Below are 17,155 nucleotides of genomic sequence, written 5' to 3'. Positions count from 1 at the left end.
TTAAAAAACTAAAAAATATGGAAAATTAAAAGTGATTTTTTCATAGATTGATCATTAGTTTGTTGTATCAACTTACAAAGTGTACTCAGGAGGAATGAAGAATGGCTAAATCAAATATGAAAACATTATACAGTCTAGAAGGAATCGGCAAAATTCAATATGAAGGAAAACAATCAAAAAATCCACTCGCTTTTCAATACTATAATCCAAGCGAAGTGATTGGCGGAAAAACAATGAAAGACCACCTGCGTTTTTCAGTCGCTTATTGGCATACATTGACGGCTGATGGAACAGACATGTTTGGAACTGGCACGATGCAAAGAGCATGGGACTCCTATAGCGGAATGGATTTAGCAAAAGCTAGATTGGAAGTCGCTTTTCAGCTTTTTGACCTATTGGATGTTCCGTATTTTTCATTCCATGACCGTGACATTGCGCCAGAGGGAGAGACGCTTCAAGAGACGAATCAACAATTAGACATCATTTTAGAAAGAATGAAAGAATACATGAAGCAAAGCGGAGTAAAGCTGCTGTGGAACACAGCTAATATGTTTAAGCACCCTAGATTTGTTCACGGCGCTGCGACATCTTGTCATGCAGATGTCTTTGCCTACGCGGCTGCACAGGTTAAAAAAGGCATCGAAACCGCCAAAGAACTTGGTGCAGAAAATTATGTTTTCTGGGGTGGACGAGAAGGGTACGATACGCTGCTCAATACAGATATGAAAAGAGAGCTTGATCACATGGCGGCTTTCTTGCATATGGCTGTTGATTATGCAAAAGAAATTGGGTACACTGGCCAATTTTTAATCGAACCAAAGCCAAAGGAGCCAACCACTCATCAATACGACACAGATGCAGCGACATCCATCGCCTTTTTAAAACAATACGGATTAGATTCCCATTTTAAATTAAATATCGAGGCCAATCATGCGACACTGGCCGGCCATACGTTTGAGCATGAATTACGTGTCGCAAGAATACATGGGCTCCTCGGTTCTGTTGATGCAAACCAGGGCAATTCGCTTCTTGGGTGGGACACAGATGAATTTCCAACCGATCTGTATGCGACAACTCTTGCCATGTATGAAATTTTGCAAAATGGCGGGCTAGGGGCAGGCGGTCTTAATTTTGATGCAAAAGTGAGAAGAGCTTCCTTTGAACTTGAAGATATTTTATATGCTCATATTGCTGGGATGGATGCATTCGCAAAAGGACTGCGGGTCGCTCATAGACTCATAGAAGACCGTGTGTTTGAGGATGTTATAAAGCACCGGTATCGCAGCTTTTCTGAAGGAATTGGACGTGACATTTCAGAAGGGAAGGCAAACTTTCATACATTAGAAGAATATGCGCTGAAACATCCTTTGATCAGAAACGAATCGGGAAGAGAGGAACAGCTGAAAGCCCGTTTAAATCAATACTTGTTAGAAGATTAATTGAAGGGGCTGACCTGTTTTGAAGGAGTGAAAACATGAAATATGTGATGGGAATTGATCTTGGAACGAGCGGGGTCAAGGCGATATTAGTGGATGAGTGCGGGAAGGTGTGCTGTGAAGCCTCTAAGCCGTACCGCCTCATTCAAGAGAAGCCTGGATATTGTGAGCAGCACCCCGAGGATTGGGTAAACCAGACAATGGCTGTGATGAAAGAACTGATGGCAAAGCAGCCTGTTCATTCAAGACAAGTTGAAGGCATCAGCTTTTCCGGCCAGATGCATGGATTAGTTCTATTAAATGAATCTCGCGAAGTGCTCCGCCCTGCAATTTTATGGAATGATACACGAACGACAGTACAATGTGCACACATCACAAAAAAGCTGGGAGACCGGCTGCAAAAGATCACAAAAAACCAGGCGTTAGAAGGATTCACACTGCCAAAATTATTATGGGTAAAGGAACATGAACCACATATTGATCAGCAAATCGACATGTTTTTACTCCCAAAAGATTATGTCAGATTTCGTTTAACTGGCGCTGTCCATATGGATTATTCTGATGCGGCTGGCACTTTGCTTTTAAATATCGGTGAACAGATGTGGAGTGAGGAGATTTGTCAGGCATTTGATATTTCCCCTCATATTTGCCCGCCGCTTGTCACATCAGAGGCGGAGGTTGGTACACTTTTGCCGCACATTGCACGTGATGTTGGGATGAAAGACGGCGCGAAGGTTTTTGCCGGCGGGGCAGATAATGCTTGCGGAGCAATTGGTGCTGGCATCTTGTCCTCTGACCGCACGTTATGCAGCATCGGCACATCTGGGGTGATTCTCTCCTACGAAGAGGATCATGAAAGGGAGCTTCAAGGGAATTTACATTTGTTTCATCATGCAAAAAAAGACGCTTTTTACACAATGGGTGTCACCCTCTCAGCAGGATATAGTCTTAACTGGGCAAAACACTTACTGGCACCTGAGGAATCGTTCCAATCACTTTTAGAAGGTGCGGCTCATGTATCGCCAGGAGCGAAAGGATTGCTCTTTACTCCCTATTTAGTCGGGGAAAGAACACCTCATGCGGATTCGATCATTCGCGGCAGCTTGATTGGATTAGACAGCAGGCATGAAAGGGCACATGTTGTCAGAGCTGTGTTAGAGGGAATTACCTTTTCGCTAAATGAATCTATCACATTATTCCGGCAGGCAGGAAAAAACATAGATTCTATTGTGTCCATTGGTGGCGGTGCGAGAAGCCGGACTTGGCTTCAAATGCAAGCAGACATTTTTCAGGCTGAAGTCATCCAGTTAGACAATGAACAAGGGCCTGCTTTAGGTGCAGCCATGCTTGCTGCGGTTGGCTGCGGATGGTATCCGTCACTTGAAGTATGTGCTAATCAATTGATCCATCAAGCCGCTGTTTATGAACCAGAGCAGCAGCATGCGGAAGTATATGCTGATCTATTTCATTTGTATCAAAGGATTTATACACAAACAAAAGATATCCATGCCGGGTTAAAGCAGTATCGTTCCATCTAACTGAGAAGGCTGCATGAAAGGAGGTGATGGGTTTTTCACCTTAGGGATGACAGAACAATACGGATGAAAAAAGGAGAGGGATGGAAAATGAATTTGAAAAGATTGAGGCTTTTGTTTGTGGTGTGTATTGGATTTGTGCTGACACTGACGGCTGTGCCAGCTCATGCGAAAACGATTTATAATAATGAAATGGGTACACATAGCGGATACGATTATGAATTATGGAAGGATTATGGAAACACCTCAATGACACTCAATAACGGCGGGGCATTTACTGCAGGCTGGAACAGTATCGGAAATGCTTTATTTCGGAAAGGAAAGAAGTTTGATTCCACTAAAACTCATCATCAGCTTGGCAACATCTCCATCAATTACAACGCAAACTTTAACCCAGGCGGGAATTCCTATTTATGTGTCTATGGCTGGACACAATCTCCATTAGCAGAATACTACATTGTTGATTCATGGGGCACATATCGTCCAACAGGAGCGTATAAAGGATCATTCTATGCAGATGGAGGCACATATGACATTTATGAAACGACCCGTGTCAATCAGCCTTCCATTATCGGGATCGCAACCTTTAAGCAATATTGGAGTGTACGTCAAACAAAACGTACAAGCGGAACGGTCTCCGTCAGTGCGCATTTTAATAAATGGGAAAGCTTAGGAATGCCAATGGGCAAAATGTATGAAACAGCATTTACTGTAGAAGGCTACCAGAGCAGCGGAAGTGCGAATGTGATGACCAACCAGCTGTTTATTGGACGATAAAAGCTTATCAAAAAGCCAGCAGTTTTTGCTGGCTTTTACTTTTTCTATGATAATTTTTCAACTTCTACTCTGCCAGAAAAGAACGTCGCGCCGCCGCCCATATCTGCCAATCGATCAGGCGTTAACCCATTCACTAAATGCTTTTTGCCTTTTTGATCTGCCCATAATCCTTGACTGACCACAACACCAGATAATACATTTTGACCGACTGACACGACAAGCTCACACTCTCCTCGATCGTTCAACACACGTACCATGTCACCATCTTCAATTTTTCTATCCTTTGCATCCTGTTCATTCATGTGAAGCTTCGGAAATTTCTCAAGCTTTTGATGCTTTTCATGAAGTGAGAAGGTGGAATTCAGAAAATTATGGTTCGGTCCCGGTATAAAGGTAAGCGGATAATCGCTTTCCTGATAAAGGGGCACATAGGTTGGAAGTGCTGGATACCCGTCTTTTTTCATTTGTTCAGAATAAAGCTCAATTTTCCCGCTTGGGGTTTGAAGCTTTAATTCCTCGAAAGGTCCACGTTTCGCTTTGATCCATTTCTTTTCTTTTAATGCCTCGTATGAAATGTCCTCATAATGCGGATTTTCTGCATGATGAAGAGCTTGTTCCATCAGTTCAGCATCTGTCTCGCGGAAGGCTTCATCTTCAAAGCCCATCGCATGGGCAAGCAGGCGGAATACTTCAGTATTGGATTTGCTTTCTCCGTAGCGCTCAATTACGGGCTCCTGAATTTGAATATAATGATGCCAGTATGATGTATAGAAATCCTCGTTTTCAAAGGCTGATGTCGCCGGCAAGACAATGTCTGCATACGCCGCTGTTTCTGTCAGGAATAAATCATGAACCACTGTAAATAAGTCCTCTCTCAGCAAACCTTCTCTGACTTTATTCGCTTCAGGTGTCACAACCGCTGGGTTGCACGAGAAGATAAAGAGAGAATCAACGGAAGGCTCTGCGCTTGTCAGCACGCTGCCCAGCTGATTCATATTAAATGATCTAGGCGTGCGTTCTTTTAATAAATCCGGCCGCTGAAGAGCTGTTTCATTATAGCTGAGAAAAGAAGAGTTTGATTTCATCGCTCCGCCGCCCTTTTGCAGCCATTGACCAGTCAGGGCAGGGAGGCAGGAAATGGTTCTAATACTCATCCCGCCATTATCATGGTGCTGCAAACCATTCCCAATCCGAATCAGAGAGGGCGATGACTCAGCGTACATTCTTGCAAGTGTAATGATATCGCCTTTAGGAACACCCGTGATGCGCTCAACTGTGTCTGGATCATACTGCTTTACATGCTCGCGCAGCTCTTTATGGCCGACCGTGTAATCCTCTAAAAATGCTTCATCTGTACGTTCCTCTTTAAAAAGGACGTGCATGATGCCAAGGGCAAGCGCACTGTCAGTACCAGGCCGAAGCGGAATGAACCAATCTGCCATCCGGCCGGTTTGGTTCTTGTGAACATCAATTACAACGATCTTCGCTCCTTGCTTTCTCGCTTTTTGTGCCAAGGTGATTTGGTGCATATTGGTCGATACGGCGTTGATGCCCCAAAAGATAAATAGTTTCGTATGAATGGTGTCTTCAGGATCTGTCCCAATGCTTGCACCCATTGTATATTTATAGCCAGTCGTTCCCGCAGACTGACAGATCGTCCGGTCTAACTGACTTGAACCAAGACGATAAAAAAAGCGGCGGTCCATACCTTCTGCGTTGAGATTGCCCATGTTTCCATAGAAGCTGTAAGGCAGAATGCTTTCTGGTCCTTTTTCTTCGATCAGCTTTGTCCATTTTTGCCGAATGGTTTCAATGGCTTCTTCCCACGTAATCGGTGTAAACTGACCTTCGCCTTTTTGGCCAACACGTTTTAAAGGAGTAGTCAGTCTTTTTTCATCATATAAACGGGCTGTGACATTACGCACTTTGTTGCATATGTTTCCTTGTGTGACAGGGTGGTCCGGATCTCCCTGCACTTTCACGATCTTTCCATTTTCTTTATGTATTAAAAGACCGCACTGATCCGGGCAGTCTAACGAACAAACTGATTTGAATATTCCGTCTTTCATCGCTGTATAATCGGTCATGAGTTTTCGGCTTCCTTTCTGCATTCCGTTATCACTTTGTATGGATTTTATTTTAGCATGTTCGGAGGAGGAAGGTAAGAAAGAGATGATGAATTGAAGAAAATGAAAAAAAGCCCCTGAAAAGGGACTTTTAAAAACGGGTGACTTGTACAGGAAATTCTTTTACCCCAAAAACAAACGTGCTTTGAATAGGTTTTAGCTGATCTGTAGCGCAGGTGATGTCTTGAAACGTATGGAGTAAAACGTCAAGCGCAATGTTGCTTTCAAGCCGGGCAAGCGGTGCACCGAGACAAAAGTGAATGCCAAACCCAAAGCTCATATGTGGATTTGATTTTCGGTCAAGCCGGAACGTATCTGGATCTTCAAACTTCTGTTCATCCCGATTTGCTGAAGCAACCCAGCTGATGAGATAGTCTCCTTTTTCAATGCGCGCACCTGCAATTTCAACATCTTCTGCAGCGATTCGGCCAATGGCTTGGACAGGCGGATAATACCGCAGCGTTTCCTCAGTCAATTGAGGAATAAGAGAGGGGTCCTGCCGAACAGATTCAGCGATATGCGGCTGCTCTGTCAGCAGTCGTACGGCATTGGTTATTAAATTGGTCGTTGTCTCATTGCCTGCAACGAGTAGTAGAATACAAAAGCCAAGCAGTTCATTTTCCGTTAAACGCTCTCCATCAATTTCTGCTTGAATGAGAAGCGAGATCAAGTCATCGGCTGGTGTTTCTTTTCGTTTTTTGATCAAATGAGCAAAATAAACGGACAGCTCCTCTTCAGCGCGTTTCTGCATATCTATAACAGCCTGAATGGCTTCTTTTGATTCATCCTTAGCACCTGCCACAAGGGCATCAGAATGTTTTTTAATCAGCTCTCTATCCTGCACCTCTGCACCGAGAAGCTCAGCGATGATCATCACTGGCAGGGGAGCTGCTAAATCTTGCACAATATCAAACGTACGTTGATCCTTAACTTGATTTAATAGATCATGTGTCAAGTCTTTGATCTTATCTTCTAATTGTTTGATCGCTTTTGGGGTGAACGCTTTATTCACAAGCGCTCTCATCTTTGTATGTTTTGGAGGATCCATCGTTAAAATACTTGTTTTAGACGTGCTTCTTCCTCGCTGTGAAGAGAATACTTTAGGCTGCTTTAGAACAGATTGGATATCCGCATATCGAAAAAGATCCCAGCACTTTCTTGTCTCATCATATCTAATATCACTTTCTGCACGCAGCTCATTGTAAATAGGGAATGGGAAAAGAAGGTCATCGGTAGAACGAATTTCTTTCATTGGAATCACATTGACATAGTTTTCTTTCACTTTCATTATGAACGCTCCTTTTTCACATGATTTCTCTTTCACGGTATCACCAGTAAAATATCATTTCAACGGACATGTTTTCTAAAATATGTCAATAGTCTAATCGAAAGATTCAAGCACATTCACTATATAGGAAAATAGAAAGTTATTAAAATGAGAGCGCTTTCTAAAAAATAGAATTGAAGTCACCGAAACCAAAAATAAAATGGTGAATCTAGTCGAACGAAAGGGTCCTATGATTCAAATGATAATAGTTCTTTTGATCTAAATTACTGTATTTGAAAAACACGGCTAACATACTTGTAGCAAGCTGCCGGCTATGCATTCGGGACTTTTGAAAAGCGCTGGCTCTTTCTTGACACGATTTCTCATCATGTTACGATTACTAACGTGCGAAAAACACGAACAAAAAGCGAACAAGGGAGAGGATCAATATCATTGATCAAAAGAAAGTTGCTTTCATTGGAGCAGGTTCTATGGCTGAAGGAATGATTGCAGGGATTGTGCGATCAGGACAGATGCCGCTAGACCAAATTTACGCAACAAACAGACAAAATCAACTTCGATTGAATGAACTAACGAAACGATACGGAATCCAAACAGCCGCAATGGATTCATTTCCTTTTGAAGAAATGGATATGTTGATCCTGGCCATGAAGCCAAAGGATGCTGAAGCAGCCCTTGAATCATTAAAACCTCATATTCGGCCAGATCAGCTCATCATGTCTGTCCTTGCAGGTGTGAAGCTATCGTATATTGAAGACATGCTGCACGAAGGCCAGCCTGTTATGAGGGTCATGCCAAATACATCAAGTACGATCGGGGCATCAGCGACTGCTTTATCTGCTGGACGTTACGTGAAAAACGACCATATGAGCATAAGCCAGGCTCTTTTATCTGAAATGGGTGAAGTCTATACCATTCAGGAAGAGCAAATGGATATTTTCACTGGAATTGCTGGAAGCGGGCCCGCCTACTTTTATTTCTTAATGGAAAGAATCGAAGAAGCAGGAGAAGAGGCAGGTTTATCAAAGGAATTGTCTCGCCAAATTGGCGCGCAGACACTCCTCGGTGCGGCAAAAATGCTGCAAGAAACAGAGGAAAATCCTTCTGTCCTAAGAGAGAAAATTACGTCACCAAATGGAACAACTGCTGCAGGACTCAATGCATTAGATGATTTTGGCGGAGGAGAAGCGATCAAGCAGGCTGTCAAACATGCTGCCAATCGATCAAAAGAGATAAGCAATCAGCAAAAACAAAAAGTATCTATATAAATAGAGCTCAGGTACAGGAGTGATTAGGTGTACGCAGATAAAGAGAGAAAACGAATTGTTGTGAAAATCGGAAGCAGCTCTCTTACTAGCTTTCAAGGTGAGATTAGTTTGAAAAAACTAGAAAACCTCGTCAATCAAATTGTGAAACTCAAAGATGAAGGACACGAAGTCATTTTGGTTTCATCTGGTGCGGTTGCAGCTGGTTACCGAAAACTAGGATTTATCGATAGACCCAAAACACTGCCGGAAAAGCAGGCATCTGCCTCAATTGGGCAAGGGCTTTTAATGGAATCATACTCTACTTTATTTTTATCACACGGTTATATTGCCTCACAGCTCTTAATCACAAGAAGTGATTTTTCTGATGAAACGCGCTATCAAAATGTGCGTAACACAATGAACGTGTTATTAGATCGAGGCATCATCCCAATTATTAATGAAAATGATACAGTGACGATCAATCGGTTGAAGTTTGGAGACAACGATACATTGTCTGCAAAAGTAGCTGGACTCATTGATGCGGATTTCCTTGCCATTTTATCTGACATTGATGGCTTGTATGAAGATAATCCTCATACAAATCCCAATGCAAAGAGAATTCTCGAAGTGACAGACATCACAGAAGACATCGAAGCAGCTGCTGGAGACGCAGGCAGCAGCGTAGGTACAGGCGGAATGAAATCAAAGCTCGATGCGTTTAAAATATCAATGGCCGCAGGGATCAATGGCTTTTTAGGAAAAGCAGATACGCCTGACATTTTAGACAAAGCCATCAATGGGACAGAGGACGGTACTTATTTTACCGCTGACGAAAATGTAGCGCCGCTCAATTATAAGAAGCAGTGGATTGCCTTTCATTCAGGACCAAAGGGTGAGATCGTGGTTCAAGAGAAAACACAGGAATTCCTCATGCACCGTGAGGGAAGCCTTGATTCTGATGGGATTGTCAATGTGAAAGGTTCGTTTAAAAAAGGCGATGTTGTCCGTATTTTAGATCAAGATGGAAGAGAAATAGGGCTTGGCGTTGTGAATTATGCATCAGATGAACTCGCACGTAAGAGTGACTTGTTACAAGATGAAATCGTGCATGTTGTCGATCTTGAAGCATTTGTTTGTCATTTAGATTTATCCATTCCAGTTTGTTAACCAAAGGGAGGAATTCCATGACACTGACAGCTGAAGTTGTCACATCGGTCAAAGAAAAAGCGAAAAAAGCAAAGCATGTTTCAAAAAAACTAAGTTTACTTCAAACAGAGGAAAAGAATGACGCGCTGCTTAAAATGGCAGAGGCGTTAGAGCAAAACAGCCGCTTCATTTTACAGGAGAATCAAAAGGATTTAGATGCTGGGAAAGAAAAGGGCTTCTCAGAGGCACTTATGGATCGATTAATGTTAAACGAAGAAAGAATTCATGAGTTTGCTGAAAGTTTGCGGCTTGTGACGAGATTAACAGATCCTGTTGGAGAAATATTGGATGAATGGACTCTTGATAACGGCTTACACGTAAAAAGCCGAAGAGTACCGCTCGGCGTGATCGGGATGATCTATGAAGCGAGACCGAACGTCACTGTCGATGCAGCAGGCCTTGCCTTAAAGGCAGGCAACTCAGTGATTTTAAAAGGCGGTTCCTCCGCTATTTCTTCCAACAAAGCCATTGTCAGTGTGATCCATGAAGCATTGGATCAAACAACAATTCCGCGTGATGCGGTGCAATTAATTGAACAAACAGATCGTTCATCGGTTCAGGCGATGTTTCAACTAAAAGAATGGATCGATGTTTTAATTCCGCGAGGCGGAGCTTCCTTAATCAAAACAGTGGTAGAAGAATCCACTATCCCAGTGCTTGAAACAGGGACAGGAAACTGTCATGTCTTTATTGATCAAACCGCGAATGTGAAAAAAGCCATTGAGATTGTGATCAATGCAAAAACGAATCGTCCGGCTGTATGTAATGCACTTGAGACGCTGATCATTCATCGCGATTGGCTGAAAGAGAATGCAGCCTCATTAAATGAAGCTTTGCAGGAGCATCGTGTCACTGTACATGGCGACCAGGCAGCAGAGTCTTACTTTTCAAACGCGGTTCCTGCTGGAGAAGTGGATTGGACAGATGAGTACTTAAGTCTGGATCTTGCAGTAAAGGTAGTCGATTCAATTGAGGAAGCGATCAGCCATATCGATCAGTACGGCACAAAACATTCAGAAGCGATCGTGACAGAAGATGAAAAAAATGCACTCACGTTTCTAAACGAAGTCGATGCGGCGGCTGTTTATCATAACGCATCGACTCGCTTTACAGACGGCGGTGCACTTGGCTATGGAGCTGAAATCGGCATCTCCACGCAAAAGCTGCACGCCAGAGGGCCAATGGGACTTCCTGCACTCACGACAACTAAGCTGCTTCTGTGTGGTGACGGTCAGATTAGAAGCTAGAAAGATTCAAGAAACACTACCTTTTTATGAGGTAGTGTTTTTAACTTTATTTAAAAGAAATACACGTTATCCTACGTTTGCACAATTTTTCTTCATGACCTTCTCAAATTTAAAAAATTCAAATTCCTCTGGTGCTAAAGGTTCATTGCCTTGATGTGCTTCATGAGGTGCGTTTGGATCTGGATGGTGTAAGTGATAAAATTCAACTATTTGAAAGCCGCATTTATTGACATAAAAATGAATGTTGCGTTTTTCAAAGTATGGAGTCACAACCTCCCATACAATCGTTTCTGGATATTGCGCCTCGATGGCTTTCCATGCTGCCTGACCAATGCCCCGGCTGTGAAAGGATGATGAAATGTATAGCAAATCAACCGAGTTGTGATGTGTCTCTTGGTTGATTTTGATCACAACGCCGCCTGCCTTTTCACCATTTAGCATAATATGATAAACAATGTGTTCAATTGAATGAAAGGATTCATCAATCACTTCATCTGGAGGAATTGGTCCACCATGCGCATCGCCAAATGCATCGATCACGCCAGCTGTAAAAGCTTTCTGGAGCTCTTTTTTCATTGAAGGGAAGTCCTCTTTATTTGCTTGTGCTAATGTTACTTCATGTTGAGTTATTTTGTTCATTTTTTTATCCTTTCCATGCGTAGTGATGTTTCTGGATGTTATAATAAAGGATGGAGTTACTCCATAGTCAAGAAAGGAGCCTTCCTCATGATCAATGATGTGCAAAAAACGTTTTTTACTGGAGAATTTGCCAAGCTATTTGATGTCAAAAAAGATACGCTTCTTTATTATGATAAAATCGATTTATTTAAGCCGGCTGGTGTTCACGAAAATGGATACCGCTACTATACAATTGAGCAATTTGACCATTTTATTGCGATTCAATCCTTGCGGGCTGTTCAATTTCCGATCAAAGAGTTAAAACAATATTTCACAGAACCTTCCCGCGAAAGACTGCAAAGCCTAGCGGCCGACCAAATAAAAAAGGTCAAACAAGAGATTGAAAAACTTCAAGACATCCAGGCTTTTCTTATGCGGGTGATGGAGACGACACATGAATTAGCAAATGTGAAAATAGGGGAGGTCCTGTTTCAAGAGCTGCCAGAAGAACCTGTTGTACTAAGTGCATCAAACCCGATCGACTTCAATACACCTGTAGAAGAAATATCACGTATTGTAGGGGAATTTTTAAAGGGAGTTGGCATAAAAGGAGCTGCGGCAAATGGTTCTGTCTTAAAAAAGGAGCAGTTCCGTAAGCGGCACTATCATCAGTCAGATCAGCTGTTCTGCCGAATGGATGGCCCGGGGGCAGTCAAAAAACCTGGCGGGCTCTATGCGGTGATGTATGATCAAGGAACATTTGATGAGATCGAATCTGCTTATTCGCATTTGTTAGATGAAATCGAGAAAGAGGGCATGATGCTGGATGGAGATGTATTTGAGGAGTATTTACTTCATTCGCTCATGTCTAAAGATGAAGCAGAGTATATAACGAAGCTCAGTGTAAAAGTAAAGAAGCGAGCAGATGACAATTGAAAAGAGGATAGACAGCATGTGACATGCGTGTCTATCCTCTTTTTTTGATGTTATCCCACTTGATTTTCAGCAAATTGACTCATATATAAGTCTGCATAGAAGCCTTTTTGTTTTAAAAGTTCGCTGTGCGATCCTTTTTCAATGATGCTTCCATCCTTCATGACTAAAATAAGGTCTGCATCTTTAATCGTTGAAAGTCTGTGTGCAATCACGAAGCTCGTTCTGCCTTTCATCAATTCATTCATTGCTTTTTGAATATGCATCTCTGTCCGTGTATCCACACTGCTTGTTGCTTCATCTAATATCAAGATCTTTGGATCAGATAAAATGGCACGGGCGATGGTTAACAGCTGGCGCTGACCTTGAGACAAGTTGCCTGCATCTTCTGTTAACAGTGTGTCATATCCATCTGGAAGCGTGCGGATGAAATCATCTGCATAGGCATGTTTGGCGGCTTTGATGACATCCTCTTTGGAAACGTGCTGCCTGCCATAGGCAATGTTGTCGTAAATCGTTCCTTCAAAGAGCCATGTATCTTGAAGAACCATCGCAAATAATTCTCGTACTTGCTGACGGCTGAGGTCAGTTGTTTTGACACCGCCAATGCGTATGGAGCCCTGATCTAATTCGTAAAAACGCATTAAAAGATTAATGATGGTCGTTTTTCCCGCGCCTGTTGGTCCGACAATGGCAACCGTCTGTCCTTCTTGCACATCTAAATTCAAATCTTTAATAATCGGATGATCTTTTTCATATCCGAATTGAACTTGTTCAAAGCTCACATCGCCTGAGAGTGATGCAAGATCAATTGCCGCATCTTCTTCGGTACTTTCTTCTTCCTCATCAAGAATTTCAAAGACCCTTTCAGCAGAAGCGATCGCCGATTGAACTAAGTTTGCGACGCTTGATGCTTGCACAAGAGGTTGAGACATTTGCTGTGTGTATTGGATAAACGCCTGCACATCCCCGACACGAATGTTCCCGTTAATGACAAGAATCCCGCCGGCTACACTGACTGCCACATAGCCAAGGTTCCCGATAAAGGTCATCATTGGCATCATTAAACCAGAAATGAACTGTGCTTTCCTTGATGATTCATACAGCTTTTCGTTTAATTCATCAAATGTATCGATTGCTTTCTTTTCGTAGCCATACGCACGAACTGTCTGATGTCCTGTGAACATCTCATTGATATGTCCATTGATCGTGCCAAGCTCTTTTTGCTGCGCTTTAAAATGCTTTTGAGAAAATGACGTAATGCCGCGAATCGCAAACAGGCTGAGTGGCAGCGTCAAACATACAAGCAACGTAAGCAGCGGACTGATGAAGAGCATCATGACGACAATCCCAATGACTGTAATCACAGATGTAATCACTTGGGTGAGCGCCTGCTGAAGCGATGTATTAATATTATCGATATCATTCATCACACGGCTTAGCGTGTCCCCGTGGGTTGTTTTATCAAAATAACGAAGGGGGAGACGTGTGAGCTTGTCATTTGCTTCCTGCCGTAATTCAGCAATGGTCTGTTGAGAGACACCAGCCATGACATATTGCTGAACGAATGAAAAGAGGGAAGCAACGACGTACAGCACGACAAGCAGCAATAAAATCCGTGAAATGACATCAAATTGAACGCCTGTTCCATTCGTAAAGCTGTCAAATAGGGAAGAGGTGGCATCCCCAAGCAGCTTTGGACTAATGACGTTAAAGACAGTTGAACCAATCGCTGCAATAAAGACGATGATCAGCTGAAATTTTCTTGGTTTTAAGTAGCCTGTCAAACGTAGCAGTGTTTTCTTAAATTCCTTCGGTTTTGCGGCTGGCCCTTTAGGGTGGCCGCCTTTATGGCCCATGCCGGAAGACATTTTCTTACTCATCCTCGCTCACCTCCTGACCTTCCTGAGATGCGACAATCTCTTGGTATACAAGATTGTCCTTTAATAATTGTTCATGTGATCCGATACCTGCGATTTTCCCTTCATCAAGTACAATGATTTTATCACTATGTTTCACTGTACTGATTCGTTGAGCCACAATGATGAGGGCTGCATGAGCTTTTTCTGCTTCTAATGATGTCCGCAGCTTTGCATCTGTTTTGTAATCAAGTGCTGAAAAGCTATCGTCAAACAGATAGAATGATGGTTTTCGCACTAGCGCCCTTGCAATGGAAAGCCGCTGCTTTTGGCCGCCCGATAGATTGGAACCACCCTGATCAATTTCTGCATCAATTCCGCCATCTTTTTGCAAAACAAATTCTTCGGCCTGCGCAGTTCGCAGCGCCTGCCAGATGTCTTCATCGCTTGCATCCTGCTTGCCAAAGCGCACATTGTCGGCAATGGTTCCACTGAATAAAACAGCTTTTTGAGAGACATAGCCCATTTGGTTTCTCAGTTTCTCTTGTGGCAGCTTTCTAATATCTACACCATCTAGTGTAATCCGGCCTTCTGACACTTCATAAAAGCGCGTCATCAGCTGGAGAAGCGTTGTTTTCCCAGAACCCGTACTTCCGATGATGGCTGTCGTTTCACCAGTTTTGGCTTCAAACGTGATACCTTGAACGGCCGGTTTCTCAGCATTTGAGTAATAAAATGACACATCCTCAAAGCGAATGGATTGAGCGGGCTTGTGAAGGTCAGTCATAGACTCTTCTTTGTCTTTAATCTTCGGTTCCATGTTTAACACTTCATTCATGCGTTTAGCTGACGCTTGTGCTCTTGGGACCATAATAAAGCTCATCGACAGCATAATCAGTGCCATTAAAATCATCATCGCATATTGAATGAAGGCAATGAGATTCCCAACTTCCATTTCTCCGGCATCAATTCGGTTTGCACCAAGCCAGACAATGCCGATATTCGTGAAGTTCATGATGATCAGCATAAATGGAAACAAGTAAGCCATTAATCGGTTGACTTTAAGACCAGTGTCCTTATAGGACGTGTTGGCTTCTTGGAATCGTTCCTTTTCATCATCCACACGGTTAAATGCACGAATAACGCGGATGCCTGAAAGAGATTCCCGCATAATTAAATTCAGCCGGTCTGTTTTTTTCTGAAGCTGGCCAAATAGAGGGATGGCTTTTCTTGACACCAAATAGATGAATCCGCCAAGAAGGGGGAGGGCTGCCAAAAAGATAAGAGACAGGACAGCATCCCTGGAAACAGCCAAAATAATTCCGCCCACAAGCATGAGCGGGGCCCGCGTCATCATTTGTAAAATCATAATCGTCACATCTTGGACTTGTTTCACATCATTTGTTGATCTAGTAATAAAGGAAGATGTGCCGATCTTTTGAAATTCTTCTAATGAAAATTGTTCGACATGCACAAACAGCTGTCTTCTCATATCACGGCCGAAGCCAAGTGCTGTCTTTGATGACAAGTAAGACTTCCAAATGGTGAGCAAAATGGCGAGTAAAGAACAAGCCACCATCCAGCCGCCAACCTTCCATATGTAAGCAATATCTCCCTGGACGATACCGACATCAACGATATCTGCTGTTAACGTCGGTAAATACAGCTGGAGCATACTGCTTAAAAAGGTGAGAATGACAATGGACACTACGGACAGCCGATACGGCTTTAAAAACGATAAAATTGATTTCATACGAATACCTTTCTTCCATATAGTCTTTTGTTCTGTAACCCATCATATACAAAGAGGGATTATTTCTACAAATGAAATGTCTTCTTTTAATGAATTATTTATATTGTTCAATTTTAGAAAAGAAATCCTTCACAAACACATAAAAATCATGGGCAGAAGGAGACATTTCGCGCGTTTTAGATGCAATAATGCCAACCGTTCGTCTCACTTGAGGAAAATCGATCGGAATTTTCACTGTAAATCGCGGTGTTGTTTCATAAAAGGCGCTTTCGGGTAATAAGGTAACACCCATACCTGCCGATACGAGACCTTTAATCGCATCCAAATCTTCTCCTTCAGATGAAATGGTAGGCTCATAGCCTGCCTGCTTGCAAGCATCAACCGCAATTTGTCTCAGCACATACCCTTCAGGAAATAACACGAAATGATCCCTTCTTAAATCACTTAAATGAATACTCCTTTGTCCGCTAAAGGGGTGGCTAACCGGTAAAAGGGCATATATGCTTTCGGAAAACAAAATATTTCCTTCTATTTGAGAATCGTTTGTCGGTACGGGTCCTAAAAAGGCGAGATCGATATCTCGATTTTTGACCGCTTCAATGAGAAATTTATAGGATCCTTGACGAAGTAAAAAATCGACCTCTGGATATTCCTGCTTAAAGGCGGAGATGACAGAAGGGAGTACTTGGCTTGCTAGACTTGTAGGAAAGCCAATATTCACCGTTCCTTTGTGCGGATCTAAGTATTCATCAATTTGCTCTTTCGCATAATCAATGGCTTTGAGTGCAGTTCTGACATGATCTAAAAATTGTCTGCCGATCTTCGTTAATTTGATATTTCGTCCTTCTCGTTCGAATAAGGCCACTCCAAGTTCTTCTTCTAAATTCGCAATCTGCCGGCTGATGGCAGATTGGGCAACATGTAAGTTTTCAGCCGCTTCTGACACGTGTTCACGGTCTGCGACTTCTACAAAATAACGTAACTGACGAAGCTCCATTTTTGCACTTCACACCCATCTATCTCAAAAAGAGATTGTTTTGATCTAAATTATATATTGTTTATATCAATTTGAAAACTTAAAATAAGTTACAGAGTTTGTGAGATTTTATTACTGTGAAAAAACGGATCTT

At 42.6% G+C, this 17,155-nt stretch carries 13 protein-coding genes; 7 read left to right on the top strand and 6 right to left on the bottom strand.

Translation table 11 applies throughout. The annotated features are described in order from the left end of the window. Positions 1 to 101 precede the first annotated feature (101 nt). The 3 genes from xylA (at position 102) to MHB67_RS09470 (ending at position 3,748) form a co-directional block, all read left to right on the top strand. Positions 102 to 1,439, top strand: a complete 1,338-nt coding sequence (gene xylA / locus MHB67_RS09480) for a xylose isomerase (RefSeq protein ID WP_206533775.1) — start codon at positions 102 to 104, stop codon at positions 1,437 to 1,439. A 35-nt stretch (positions 1,440 to 1,474) separates the two neighbouring features. Next, positions 1,475 to 2,974 carry a xylulokinase gene (gene xylB / locus MHB67_RS09475; protein WP_342492486.1) on the top strand — a complete coding sequence of 500 codons (1,500 nt, stop codon included), beginning with the start codon at positions 1,475 to 1,477 and terminating at the stop codon, positions 2,972 to 2,974. Positions 2,975 to 3,061: 87 nt separating this feature from the next. Beyond that, entirely contained in the window at positions 3,062 to 3,748 is a 687-nt protein-coding gene (locus MHB67_RS09470; RefSeq protein WP_341082008.1) for a glycoside hydrolase family 11 protein, read from the top strand. A 44-nt stretch (positions 3,749 to 3,792) separates the two neighbouring features. Here the strand turns inward: MHB67_RS09470 and MHB67_RS09465 are convergent, their stop codons facing one another. Beyond that, positions 3,793 to 5,835 (bottom strand): molybdopterin oxidoreductase family protein, encoded by a 2,043-nt coding sequence (locus MHB67_RS09465; RefSeq protein WP_342492485.1) that lies wholly within the window; start codon positions 5,833 to 5,835, stop codon positions 3,793 to 3,795. Positions 5,836 to 5,965: 130 nt separating this feature from the next. Further along, the gene (locus MHB67_RS09460; protein ID WP_342492484.1) at positions 5,966 to 7,162 is read right to left on the bottom strand and encodes a cytochrome P450; all 1,197 of its coding nucleotides are present in this window, start codon (positions 7,160 to 7,162) and stop codon (positions 5,966 to 5,968) included. Between the two features lie 422 nt (positions 7,163 to 7,584). Between MHB67_RS09460 and proC the strand changes: the two genes are divergently transcribed. From proC to MHB67_RS09445, 3 genes are read left to right on the top strand one after another with little or no spacing between them, the layout of a single operon-like run. Continuing rightward, on the top strand, positions 7,585 to 8,430 hold the full coding sequence (proC, locus tag MHB67_RS09455; protein ID WP_122630982.1) for a pyrroline-5-carboxylate reductase: 846 nt from the start codon (positions 7,585 to 7,587) through the stop codon (positions 8,428 to 8,430). A 27-nt stretch (positions 8,431 to 8,457) separates the two neighbouring features. After that, positions 8,458 to 9,576, top strand: a complete 1,119-nt coding sequence (gene proB, locus MHB67_RS09450) for a glutamate 5-kinase (RefSeq protein ID WP_024422652.1) — start codon at positions 8,458 to 8,460, stop codon at positions 9,574 to 9,576. 17 nt (positions 9,577 to 9,593) lie between these two features. Continuing rightward, positions 9,594 to 10,862, top strand: coding sequence for a glutamate-5-semialdehyde dehydrogenase (locus tag MHB67_RS09445; protein WP_024422651.1), 1,269 nt, complete (start codon positions 9,594 to 9,596; stop codon positions 10,860 to 10,862). 66 nt (positions 10,863 to 10,928) lie between these two features. Here the strand turns inward: MHB67_RS09445 and MHB67_RS09440 are convergent, their stop codons facing one another. Next, positions 10,929 to 11,501, bottom strand: coding sequence for a GNAT family N-acetyltransferase (locus MHB67_RS09440; protein ID WP_133744101.1), 573 nt, complete (start codon positions 11,499 to 11,501; stop codon positions 10,929 to 10,931). 87 nt (positions 11,502 to 11,588) lie between these two features. On the opposite strand from MHB67_RS09440, the gene MHB67_RS09435 reads away from it, so the two are divergent. After that, positions 11,589 to 12,416 (top strand): MerR family transcriptional regulator, encoded by an 828-nt coding sequence (locus tag MHB67_RS09435; RefSeq protein ID WP_044332968.1) that lies wholly within the window; start codon positions 11,589 to 11,591, stop codon positions 12,414 to 12,416. Between the two features lie 50 nt (positions 12,417 to 12,466). Here MHB67_RS09435 and MHB67_RS09430 read toward each other — a convergent pair whose 3' ends face one another. From MHB67_RS09430 to MHB67_RS09420, 3 genes are all read right to left on the bottom strand, one after another. Continuing rightward, the gene (locus tag MHB67_RS09430) at positions 12,467 to 14,296 is read right to left on the bottom strand and encodes an ABC transporter ATP-binding protein (RefSeq protein ID WP_044332971.1); all 1,830 of its coding nucleotides are present in this window, start codon (positions 14,294 to 14,296) and stop codon (positions 12,467 to 12,469) included. Continuing rightward, a complete protein-coding gene (locus MHB67_RS09425) occupies positions 14,289 to 16,025 on the bottom strand; it encodes an ABC transporter ATP-binding protein (protein ID WP_283859453.1) in 1,737 nt (578 codons plus the stop codon). Before MHB67_RS09425 ends, MHB67_RS09430 begins: the two co-directional genes overlap by 8 nt. A 94-nt stretch (positions 16,026 to 16,119) precedes the next feature. Then, positions 16,120 to 17,022, bottom strand: a complete 903-nt coding sequence (locus MHB67_RS09420; protein WP_024422648.1) for a LysR family transcriptional regulator — start codon at positions 17,020 to 17,022, stop codon at positions 16,120 to 16,122. Positions 17,023 to 17,155 lie beyond the last annotated feature (133 nt).

This window comes from Bacillus sp. FSL H8-0516, assembly GCF_038635285.1.
Lineage (GTDB): Bacteria > Bacillota > Bacilli > Bacillales > Bacillaceae > Bacillus > Bacillus safensis.
This window is presented reverse-complemented; position numbering and strand designations above follow the sequence as displayed.